The organism is Amycolatopsis sp. NPDC000009, assembly GCF_055563465.1.
In genome coordinates, this window is the sequence record NZ_JBVHDI010000001.1 from 832,279 (window position 1) to 843,128 (window position 10,850).

Genomic DNA, 10,850 nt, shown 5'->3' on the forward strand with positions numbered 1-10,850 from the left:
ACCGGACACGCTGGGGTCTCGTGAGCGGTAAGGACGGTTCTAACCGTCCTGGCCACTCACGAGCCGGGAGGGGCACCCGATGAGGTCCTTCGTTCCCGACTTGGTCAAGATCCTCGTCTTCGCGGTCGTCACGGTGCTGCTCACCGCGATCCTCGGCGCCACCATCGCGAACACCAACTTCGGCGAGACCTCCGGCTACACGGCCAAGTTCACCGACGCGTCCGGCCTCAAGGAGGGCGACGACGTCCGCATCGTCGGCGTGAAGGTCGGCCAGGTCGGCAAGATCGAGGTCGAGGAGGGCGACCGCAACCTCGCCCAGGTCCATTTCGACGTCCAGACCTCGCACCGGCTGCCGGCGTCGGTGACCGCGACGATCAAGTACCGCAACCTGGTCGGCCAGCGGTATCTCTCGCTCGGCACGGACATCGGGGACGAGAAGTCGTTGCCACGCGGCGGGGTCATCCCGCCAGAGCGCACCAAACCGGCGCTCAATCTGACCGTGCTCTTCAACGGGTTCAAACCGCTCTTCCGCGCGCTGAATCCCGAGGACGTCAACAAACTCTCCTACGAGATCATCCAGGTCTTCCAGGGCGAGGGCGGCACGATCACCAGCCTGCTGGCGCATACGGCGTCGGTCACGTCGGCCATCGCGGGCAAGGACAAGATCATCGGCGAGGTCATCGCGAACCTCAACACCGTGCTCGGCACGGTCGAGAAACGCTCGCCGCAGCTGGGCGAGCTGATCGACCAGACCCAGCGGCTGGTCACCGGGCTCGCCGAGCAGCGGCAGCCGATCGGGGAGGCGGTCAAGGCACTGGGCGACCTCACCGTCGCCACGACCGGCCTGCTCGCCGACGCGCGGCCGGCGCTCAAGGACGACGTCGTCCAGCTCGGCGCGCTGTCGCAGAACCTCGGCGATTCGGAGCAGCTGCTCGACCATCTCCTGCAGGTGCTGCCGGGAAACCTGCAGAAATTCACCAGGACGCTGAGCTACGGCAGCTGGTTCAACTACTACCTGTGCGGGATCTCCGGCAGCATCGGCATCAAGTCGCTCGACATCGAACTGCCGATCACGCCGCTGCCCGGCACGCAGCGACCGGAGAGGTGCGGGCCGTGAAGCCGCTCAAGGAACGCAACCAGGCCGTGGTCGGCGGCGTGACGCTGATCCTGATCGTGCTGATCACGGCGACGACGTACTTCTCGGACCGGATCCCGTTGTTCGGCAGCGGGACGACGTACTCCGCGTACTTCGGGGAATCCGCCGGCCTGGCGCCGGACAACGAGGTCCAGGTGGCCGGGGTCAAGGTCGGGCAGGTCAGCTCGGTGGAGCTGGCAGGCAAGAAGGTGCTGGTGAAGTTCCGGGTCAAGGATGTCCGGGTCGGCGACGCGACCGCCGCGTCGATCGAGATCAAAACGCTGCTGGGTGAGAAGTTCCTCGCGCTCACACCGAAGGGCAAAGGCCGCCAGGACCCGAACACGACCATCGGGCTCGACCGTACGCGGACGCCGTTCGAGCTGCAGGACGCGTTCCAGGAGCTGTCGGGCACGGTCGGCGACATCGACACCGCGCAGCTGGCGACGAGTTTCACCGTCCTTTCCGACGCGCTCAAGGACAGCCCGCAGTACCTCAAGGACGCGCTGAGCGGTCTCTCGTCCTTGTCCAAGACGGTGTCCTCACGCGACGGTGATCTGAAGACGTTGCTGGCCAACACGAGCAAGGTGTCCAAGACCCTCTCCGACCGCAACGCCCAGCTGAAACGGATCCTCGACGACGGCAATCTCCTGCTTGCCGAACTGCAGAACCGGAAGGACGCGATCAGCACCTTGCTCAAGGGCACGCAACAGGTTTCCGCGCAGCTGTCCGGTCTCGTCGCCGACAACCGGCAACAACTGAAGCCGACGCTGGAGAAACTCGGCAAGGTCACCGACATCCTGCAGCGCAACCAGGACAATCTCAGCCGCAGTCTCGCGCTGATGGCGCCGTTCGCCCGCGTCGGCGCCAACGCGACCGGCAACGGGCGCTGGTTCGAGGGTTACCTGTGCGGGTTGCTGCCGCCGACGATCATCGCGGGCGCGTTCCAGGTGAACCCGGAGGGCTGCACCCCGCCGATCGCGGCGCCGAACCAGGGGGTGGGCGGACGATGAGCACCCGGACCCGCACGCTCTACAACTGGGTCGCCTTCGCCTGCGTCCTCGTGCTGCTCGTGACCGCCGGACTGTGGCTGGTCTTCAAGGAGCCGGGCGGGACGCGGATCAGTGCCTACTTCGGGAAGACCGTCGGGCTCTACGCGGGCTCGTCGGTCCGGGTGCTCGGCGTGAAGGTAGGGGAGATCACCGGGGTCACGCCGCAGGGCGAGGCGGTCCGGGTCGACATGCGGATCGACGGCGACACCCCGATCCCGGCCGACGCGGGAGCCGTCGTCGTCGCGCCGAGCCTGGTCAGCGACCGGTACGTCCAGCTGACCCCGGCGTACGAGAGCGGCCCGGAAATGGCCTCGGACACGGTGATCGCCAAGGAGAAGACGGCGACCCCGGCCGAACTCGACGACCTCTACACGAGTCTCGACAAGCTCTCGACCAGCCTGGGACCCAACGGTGCCAACAAGAACGGCGCGCTGTCCGACGTGCTCGACACCGCGGCCGCGAACCTCGGCGGTAACGGGAAGAACCTCAACACCACGGTGACGCGGCTGTCCGAACTGGCCAAGACGCTGGACAGCTCCAAGGGAGACCTGTTCACCACGGTGCAGAACCTGAACTCCTTCACCGGCGCACTGGCCGAAAGCGACAAGCAGCTCAACGAGTTCTACCGCCGGGCCGCGGACGTGAGCGGTTTCCTGGCCGCGGATTCCGCCGACGTTGGCGCCGCGCTGACCTCCCTGGCGACGGCGATGGGCGACGTCGAGAAGTTCGTCGCGGAGAACAAGGATCTCCTCTCGTCCAATGTGGACAAGCTGGCGGGGTTGACGAAGGTGCTCGTTGACCAGCGGGCCTCGCTCGCCGAGGTGATCGACATCGCGCCGACCGGCGCGACCAACTTCATCAACTCCTACGACGCCGCGTCCGGGACGATCGCGGTGCGGGACAACCTGAACGAGCTGACGCATCCGCCGATCCTGACCGTATGCCGCCTGATCAGCGCGAGCACGCCGAAGCCCATCCCGGACGCGCTGGGCAACATCTGCAAGCAGCTCGCGCCGGTCCTCGACGGCACGCTGAAACTCCCGTCCGTCCCGCAGGTGCTGGCTTCGCTGCAGAGCGGCGAACTGCCACCGCTGCCGCTCCCGCTCGTCGACGTCATGACCAAGGGGATCCCGAAATGAGGCGGCAGCGGCAGAAGATCGCGGGAGTGATGGCGGGCGTCCTCGTGCTGGCCGGCTGTAGTGACGGCGGTTTTTCGGGACTGTACAACACGCCCTTGCCGGGCGGTGCGGATCTCGGCGACCACCCGTACCGGCTCTCCGCGCAGTTCTCCGACGTCCTCGACCTCGTGCCGCAGGCGAGTGTGAAGGTCAACGACGTCCCGGTCGGCCGGGTCGAGAAGATCGATCTCGCGCCGGACACGCGCTCGGCGTGGGTGAGCATGGTCGTCAACGGCGACATCGCGCTGCCCGCGAACGCCCGTGCCGAGCTGCGGCAGTCGAGCCTGCTCGGGGAGAAGTTCGTCGACCTGCACGCCCCCGAGAAACCCGAGGGAACGCTCGCCGAGGGCGCGAAGATCCCGCTGGACCGCACGAACCGCAACCCCGAGGTCGAAGAGGTCCTCGGCGCGCTTTCCCTGCTGCTCAACGGCGGCGGGGTCGAGCAGATCCAGAAGATCAGCCACGAACTCAACGAAGCGCTCACCGGCAACGAGGCCGAGGTCCGCTCCCTGCTGTCGCAAGTGGACAAGCTCGCCACCGAACTCGACGGGCACAAGGGCGAGATCCTGCGCGCGATCGACGGTCTCGACAAGCTGTCCAAGACCCTCGTCGGCCAGACGCAGAACCTCACGAACGCGCTCGACAACCTCTCGCCGGGGCTCAAGGTCGTGACCGAGCAACGGGATCAGCTCGTCGGCATGCTGCAGTCGCTGAACACGCTGTCCGGGGTCGCGACCGAGACGATCAACGCGAGCAAGGACACGCTGGTCGCGAACCTGCGCGCGTTGCAGCCCACGCTGAAGAAGCTGACCGAGGCGGGCCAGGACCTGCCGACGGCGCTGCGGATCCTGCTCACGTACCCGTTCCCGGACTACGCGGGCAACGTGATCAAGGGCGACTACGCGAACGTGGAAGCGAAGATCGATCTGAAGCTGGACACGTTCCTGGAGAACATGAACAACTCCTCGCAGCCGATCATCCAGCTGCCGGGCACCCAGGGCACCGGCACGCCCGGCGCGATCCCGTTCAACAATGGTGCCGCGCCACCGGTGCTGCCGCTTCCCGCCGGTGATCTCCCGCAGGCTCCGCAGACACCGCAGGGTGACGTGCTCGGCGGCGTACTGGGCGGGATCCTCGGGCCGCTGCTGGGAGGTGGCCGGTGATCACGCGCAAGACCAGGATCCAGCTGGCGGCGTTCGTCGTCATCGCGGTGGTTTCGGTCGTCTACGCGGGCGGCAAGTACGCCGGGCTGGACCGGCTCTTCGGCACCCGCGGCTACCTCGTCACCGCGCAGCTCGTGGACTCCGGCGGGATCTTCGTCAACGCCGAGGTCTCTTACCGGGGTGTCGCGGTCGGCAAGGTCGCGTCGATGACGCTCACCGAACACGGTATCGACCTGGGCCTCGACATCGATTCGGATGCGCCGAAGATCCCCGCGGACACCAAGGCCGCGGTCGCGAACCGGTCGGCGGTGGGGGAGCAGTACGTCGATCTGCTGCCCATGCACGAGAACGGGCCGTACCTGACCGAGGGCTCGGTCATCAAACGCGACAAGACCTCGATCCCGCTCGGGCCGGAAACCGTTCTGTCCAATTTGGACAAACTGGTGTCGAGTGTGAAGCCGGAATCGTTGAAGACCGTCGTCGACGAGACCTACGAGGCGTTCGCCAACGCCGGCCCGGATCTGCGGCAGCTGCTGAACAGCACCGGTTCGCTCACCGCGACCGCGACGCAGTACCTGCCCGACACCCAGGGCCTGCTCGCCAACTCGCGCACCGTGCTCGACACGCAGCGGCGGCAGGCGGACAACATCACCCAGTTCTCCAGCGGGCTCAAGACGATCGCCGCGCAGCTGAAGACGTCCGACCCGGACCTGCGGCGCGTGATCGACGAGGCGCCGAAGCTGAGCCGCCAGATCAGCGACGTGCTCGCGGTCTCCGGGACCGACCTCGGGGTGCTGTTCGCGAACACGCTCACGACGGCCCAGATCACCTCCGCCCGCACCGACGCGATCGAGGAACTGCTCGTCGCGTACCCGATCATCTCGGCGTTCTCGCGTTCGACCTCGCCGGACGGCACCGGCCATCTGGGCGTGGTGTTCAACTTCTTCGACCCGGTCTCGTGCACGAAGGGTTACGAGGGCACGAAGCAGCGTCCCGCCAACGACACCACCGAGGCGCCGGTGAACACCCAGGCGTACTGCGCCGAGCCGCCAGGAAGCCCCACCGGCGTGCGCGGCTCGCAGAACGCCCCGTACGCCGGGAAACCGCCCGCGGTCCCGGAGCGGCCGAAGCAGACCCCGCAGGCGGCGGAATCCGCCCAGCTCCCGGGTGTGCTGAGCCTGCTCACCGGATCCGCCCCCGGCGGGCTCGGCGCGCTGCTGGGCGGCAAGTAGTGCTCACCCGCGCCCTCACCGTCGTGGCCGCGCTGGCGGTCCTCGCGGCCGCCTGGTTCGGCTGGTCGTGGTGGAGCGCCGCCCGGGACGACGGCCTGGCGAGGGGCCGCGAACGGGAAGCCGTCCTGGCCGCCGCGTCCGGCCAGCTCGAAGTGCTCAACACGATCGACTACCGCAGCGGCGCCCAGGACGTCGACCGCTGGCTCGGCGTCACCACGGGACGGCTCGGGAAGGATCTCACCGGCGACCGGCAGATCCAGATCGACCGGGCGAACGCGAGCAAGACCGTCGCCACCGCCGAGCTCAAGCAGGCCGCGGTCACCGAACTCGACGCCACCGCCGGGACGGCGCGGCTGATGGCCGTGCTGGACGTGCGGGTCAGCACCGGCGGCGGCTCGGCCGTGCCCAAGGTGAACAGGCTGACCGTGGACTACCAGCGCGTCGAGGGCGGCTGGAAGGTCAGCGCGGTCCAGGCGGCGGGATCATGACCGGACGCGTCCCGCGGATCCTGCTCGCGATCATCGTGGTGGCCACCGGCTGCGCCGTGTGGTTCGGCTTCCAGGCGTCCTCACTGGGCTCGGACGGCAACGCGGCACTGGTGGACCAGGCCGCCACGGCCGAGGTCGCGGACCAGGTCGGCGCCGGGGTGAAGGCGGTGTTCTCCTACGACTACAGCAACCTCGCGCGTACCGAGCGGGCCGCGGGCGAGGTGCTGACCGGCGAGGCGACCGGCCAGTACCGGGATCAGTTCGCGTCGGCACGCAAACGTGCGGAAGAACAGAAGCTCGTGCGGACGACGACGGTCCGGTCGCTGGGTGTCCGGTCCCTGCGCGGCGATCAGGCGGAGGTGCTGTTGTTCCTCGACCAGCAGACGCTCACCGCGGGCGGCGGCGCCCCGCGGTCTTCGGTGTCCCAGCTTTCGGTCACCGCGCAGCGCGTCGACGGCCGGTGGAAGATCTCTCAGCTCACCCCGCTCTAGGAGAGGTGTTTCATGTTCGCTCCGGTGATCACGCCGTCGGAAACGGTGTAAGAACCGGAAAAAGTGCGGGGTGAACCGTCGGTCTGGCGGGCCGAAAGGTCGACGCTCACGCTCCGCACGGTGATGTCGGCCCACGAAGTCGTCGCGTATCCACTGGCCCAGGAGGCGTAAGTGCCGCCTTTCGCCGGCCGAGATTCCACGCGGTGGGGAAATCACGCCTGTGACCTTGGCCGGAGTCGCCGTTCCCTGCATGGGCACCGCGCACGCGGCGAGCGTTCCCACCGCCAGCAGTGTCACCGACGCCCATTTCGCTGCCATTTCCTCGCGCTACCCGAGAATGCGGGACGAGCCGGCGGGGAAATAGAGGATTCGGCCTCGTTACGAACGCTGAAAAACACGCCGGAACCGTTATGGGATCTTGTGTGCGCGGGGCCTAGGGCCACCCTCGTCTCACGCCGGACCGCCGCCGGGTTTAGCGTTAGGCATGACCACTGCACCTGTCGATGTCGAGAGCGCCCGCCGCGACTACGCGGCCCTCGTCGACCGTGGCCTCTCCCTGGACATCACCCGCGGCAAGCCGTCCCCTCGCCAGCTGGACCTCGCCGACGGGCTGCTCGCCCTCCCCGGAGACGTGCGCAAGGCCGAAGACGGCACGGACGTCCGCAACTACGGCGGCCTCAAGGGCCTGCCCGAGCTCCGCCGCATCTTCGCCGGGCCGCTGCAGGTCCCGGCCGAGCAGCTGCTCGCCGCGGGCAACTCCAGCCTGGAGCTGATGCACGACTCGATCGTGCAGGCCTTCCTCAGCAAGCTCCCGGGCGCCGAGCGCCGCTGGGCCGACGAGCCGAGCGTCAAGTTCCTGTGCCCCGTGCCGGGTTACGACCGCCACTTCGCGCTGGCCGAGCGCTTCGGGATCGAGCTGATCCAGGTGCCGCTCACCGAGACCGGCCCGGACATGGAGGTCGTCGAGCGCCTCGTCGCCGAGGACGCCGCGGTCAAGGGCATTTGGTGCGTGCCGAAGTACAGCAACCCGACCGGCGTCACCTACAGCGACGACACCGTGCGCCGCCTCGCGACGATGACCACGGCCGCCCCGGACTTCCGGATCTTCTGGGACAACGCCTACGCCGTGCACCACCTCACCGACGACGAGGCGCCGCTGGCGGACCTGCTCGCGCTGGCCACCGAGGCGGGCAACGCCGACCGCGTGTTCGTCTTCGGCTCCACCTCGAAGGTCACCTACGCGGGTGGTGGTGTCGGTTTCTTCGGCGCTTCCGAGGCGAACTTGGCCTGGTGGACCGGCCTCATCGGCAAGCGGACCATCGGCCCGGACAAGGTCAACCAGCTCCGCCACGCGCAGTTCCTGCGCGACGAGGACGGCGTCCGCGAGCACATGCGCAAGCACGCCGAGCTCATCGGGCCGAAGTTCGCGGCCGTCGACGAGATCCTGACCAAGGAACTCGGCGAATCGGGCCTCGCGTCCTGGACCAAGCCGACCGGCGGGTACTTCATCTCGCTGACCGTGCCGTCCGGGACGGCCAAGGAGGTCGTGCGGCTGGCCAAGGAGGCGGGGATCGCCCTGACCCCGGCCGGCGCGACCCACCCGTACGGTGACGACCCCGAGGACGCCGTCATCCGCATCGCGCCGACGTACCCCGAGCTGGCCGAGGTCGAAGAGGCCATCCGTGGTCTCGCGGTCTGCGTTCGCCTTGCCGCGGCGACGAAGAAATAAGTTCGAGATCTTCTCCAATCCGGGCCACGAGTGGTTCCGAACGTCCGAGTGGGTGGGTGTGCACCGCAAAGACGAGAGGAACCACTCGTGTTCGGAAAGCCCTTCGTTCGTACCCTGATCTCGCGCAGCGCCGAGAACCGCACGGATCGCCGCCGGTTCCTGAAGGCCGCGGGCGCGGCGGGGCTCGGTGTGGTCGGCGCGACCTATCTCGGGGTTCAGGCCACTTCGTCCGCGTCGGCCACGGGTGACGCCGCTGCCGCCGCGGCCCCCAGCGACGCCGCCGTGCTCAACTTCGCGCTCAACCTGGAGTACCTCGAAGCCGAGTTCTACTCCTTCGCCGTCCACGGCCGCGGGTTGCCGGACGACCTCACCGGTGGCGTGGGCGCCCAGGGTGGCGTCGTCGGCGGCAAGAAGGTGATGTTCCACGACAAGACGCTGCACCAGTTCGCGAAGGAGATCGCGGGCGACGAGGTGGCGCACGTCAAGTTCCTGCGTGGCGCGCTGGGGGAGGCCGCGGTGTCGCGGCCCGAGATCGACCTGAAGAACAGCTTCACGGCCGCCGCTCGCGCCGCCGGGCTGATCAGCGAGTACCAGCAGTTCGACCCGTTCGCCAACGAGAAGAACTTCCTGCTGGCGGCGTTCCTGTTCGAGGACGTCGGCGTGACGGCCTACAAGGGCGCCGCGCCGCTGATCACCAACAAGACGTTCCTGGACGCGGCCGCGGGCATCCTGGCCGCCGAGGCCTACCACGCCGCCACCATCCGGACCTCGCTGTTCGACCGCGGCCTCGGTGACGCGGCGGCCAAGATCTCCAACGCCCGCGACACCCTCGACGGTCCCGGCGACGACGACCAGGGCATCCTGCTCGGCAACCAGGCCAACATCGTGCCCGCCGACAACAACGGCATCTGCTTCGGCCGCGGCGCCGACCGGGTGCTGAACGTCGTCTACCTGAACCCCGGTCCGGTGAAGGAGGGCGGGTTCTTCCCCAAGGGGGTCAACGGCGACATCGTCGCCAGCGGCGGCGCGTGAGCACCGCTGACCGCTCTCTCGTGTCGCCGTTTCCCGGTAGGTTCGGGTGACGGCGACACGACAGGGGGTCAGCGGTGAAGGCTGTGATCATCGGCGGCGGCATCGCGGGCACGGTGACCGCGATGGCGTTGCGGCGGGCCGGGATCGAGGCGAGCGTCCACGAGGCGTATCCGTCCGGCGGCGAGGACGCGGGCGCGTTCCTGACGATCATGCACAACGGCATGGACGCCCTGCGTGCGATCGGCGCCGAGGGTCCGGTGATCGACAACTCCTTCGGCGCGGTCGGCCTGGAACTCGTCACCCCGGACGGGCGGACCGCCGAACGGCGCTCGTTCGACATCGACGGTCTCGCCGGACCGCGCACGATGACGCGAGCGTCGCTTTATCGCGCGCTGCAGGAGGAGGCGATCTCGCGCGGGATCACCTTCGAGCGCGGGAAACGGCTGGTTTCGGCCACGCCGGGCGTCGCTCGTTTCGAGGACGGTTCCGTGGCCGAAGGCGACATCCTGATCGGCGCCGATGGCCTGCGCTCGGTCGTCCGGACCATCATCGACCCGGACTGCCCGCCTCCGCGCTCGACGGGTCTCGACGTCGTCTACGGCTACACGACCGACCCGGGCATCCCGCAGGCGCCGTCCCTCTATCGGATGATTCAGAGCCTGCATGCCTACTTCGGCTACACGAGCACGCCCGACGGCGCGACGTACTGGTTCGCGCGGCTTCCCACCGCCGAAGGCGTGCGCTCCGGCTTGTCACCGGCCGAATGGCGCTCGGCCGCTTTCGCCGCTTTCGACGGGGAACCGTTGCCCGCCGCGGAAATCATCCAGTCCACCGGAGACGACGTCTTCGGCGGTCACTCCTACGACGTCCCCTCGACACCGGTGTGGTTCAACGAATCGATGGTGCTCGTGGGCGACGCGGCACACGCGCCCTCGCCCGCCGCGGGGCAGGGCGCTTCGATGGCGTTGGAGGACAGTGTCGTGCTGGCGCAGTGTTTGCGGGATCTTCCCGACGCGCCAACGGCTTTCGCGGCCTACGAGCGGCTGCGGCGGGCGCGGGTGGAGGAGCTGGTGGCCGGTAGCGCGGCGGTGTCGTCGGGGACGACGTCCGACCGGGACCGGAACTGGCTGTACCGGCACCATATCGAGTGGGACGCGAAGATCGGTTGAAGGACGCTTTCGCCGCATGTGACTTTCGAGACGGATCTGTCCACAGTGGATGATCGTCGGGGGCATTGCGAAAGCCCTCTTCTGTGCGTGGTGAAGGGCGCCTTTCCGGCCCGGTGTTGGGGGATGCCCAATAGCAAACCGCAAAAGTTGGAAAATGGCGTTGGCGAAACCCACCCCGCCCACC

Annotated in this window: 10 protein-coding genes; all 10 read left to right on the top strand. The window is 68.3% G+C overall.

The genetic code is table 11. The features are described from left to right. Positions 1-79: 79 nt before the first annotated feature. The 10 genes from ACZ3HL_RS04210 to ACZ3HL_RS04255 all read left to right on the top strand — a co-directional run bounded on the left by ACZ3HL_RS04210 (position 80) and on the right by ACZ3HL_RS04255 (position 10,666). Entirely contained in the window at positions 80-1,117 is a 1,038-nt protein-coding gene (locus tag ACZ3HL_RS04210; RefSeq protein ID WP_465528694.1) for an MCE family protein, read from the top strand. Further along, the gene (locus tag ACZ3HL_RS04215) at positions 1,114-2,145 is read left to right on the top strand and encodes an MCE family protein (RefSeq protein ID WP_465412041.1); all 1,032 of its coding nucleotides are present in this window, start codon (positions 1,114-1,116) and stop codon (positions 2,143-2,145) included. Before ACZ3HL_RS04210 ends, ACZ3HL_RS04215 begins: the two co-directional genes overlap by 4 nt. Further along, positions 2,142-3,323: an MCE family protein gene (locus ACZ3HL_RS04220; RefSeq protein ID WP_465528696.1), complete on the top strand. Its 1,182-nt coding sequence runs from the start codon at positions 2,142-2,144 to the stop codon at positions 3,321-3,323. The genes ACZ3HL_RS04215 and ACZ3HL_RS04220 overlap by 4 nt, the downstream gene beginning before the upstream one ends. Beyond that, on the top strand, positions 3,320-4,525 hold the full coding sequence (locus ACZ3HL_RS04225) for an MCE family protein (protein ID WP_465412043.1): 1,206 nt from the start codon (positions 3,320-3,322) through the stop codon (positions 4,523-4,525). Before ACZ3HL_RS04220 ends, ACZ3HL_RS04225 begins: the two co-directional genes overlap by 4 nt. Continuing rightward, positions 4,522-5,757 (top strand): MCE family protein, encoded by a 1,236-nt coding sequence (locus ACZ3HL_RS04230; protein ID WP_465528698.1) that lies wholly within the window; start codon positions 4,522-4,524, stop codon positions 5,755-5,757. The genes ACZ3HL_RS04225 and ACZ3HL_RS04230 overlap by 4 nt, the downstream gene beginning before the upstream one ends. After that, a complete protein-coding gene (locus ACZ3HL_RS04235; RefSeq protein ID WP_465528700.1) occupies positions 5,757-6,245 on the top strand; it encodes a hypothetical protein in 489 nt (162 codons plus the stop codon). The genes ACZ3HL_RS04230 and ACZ3HL_RS04235 overlap by 1 nt, the downstream gene beginning before the upstream one ends. Then, entirely contained in the window at positions 6,242-6,736 is a 495-nt protein-coding gene (locus tag ACZ3HL_RS04240) for a hypothetical protein (protein WP_465528702.1), read from the top strand. Before ACZ3HL_RS04235 ends, ACZ3HL_RS04240 begins: the two co-directional genes overlap by 4 nt. 484 nt (positions 6,737-7,220) lie before the next feature. Then, entirely contained in the window at positions 7,221-8,465 is a 1,245-nt protein-coding gene (locus tag ACZ3HL_RS04245; protein ID WP_465528704.1) for an aspartate aminotransferase type Ic, read from the top strand. A gap of 87 nt (positions 8,466-8,552) precedes the next feature. Further along, positions 8,553-9,497 (top strand): ferritin-like domain-containing protein, encoded by a 945-nt coding sequence (locus ACZ3HL_RS04250; RefSeq protein WP_465528706.1) that lies wholly within the window; start codon positions 8,553-8,555, stop codon positions 9,495-9,497. A gap of 74 nt (positions 9,498-9,571) precedes the next feature. Next, positions 9,572-10,666, top strand: coding sequence for an FAD-dependent oxidoreductase (locus ACZ3HL_RS04255; protein ID WP_465528708.1), 1,095 nt, complete (start codon positions 9,572-9,574; stop codon positions 10,664-10,666). The last annotated feature ends 184 nt before the right edge of the window (positions 10,667-10,850 follow it).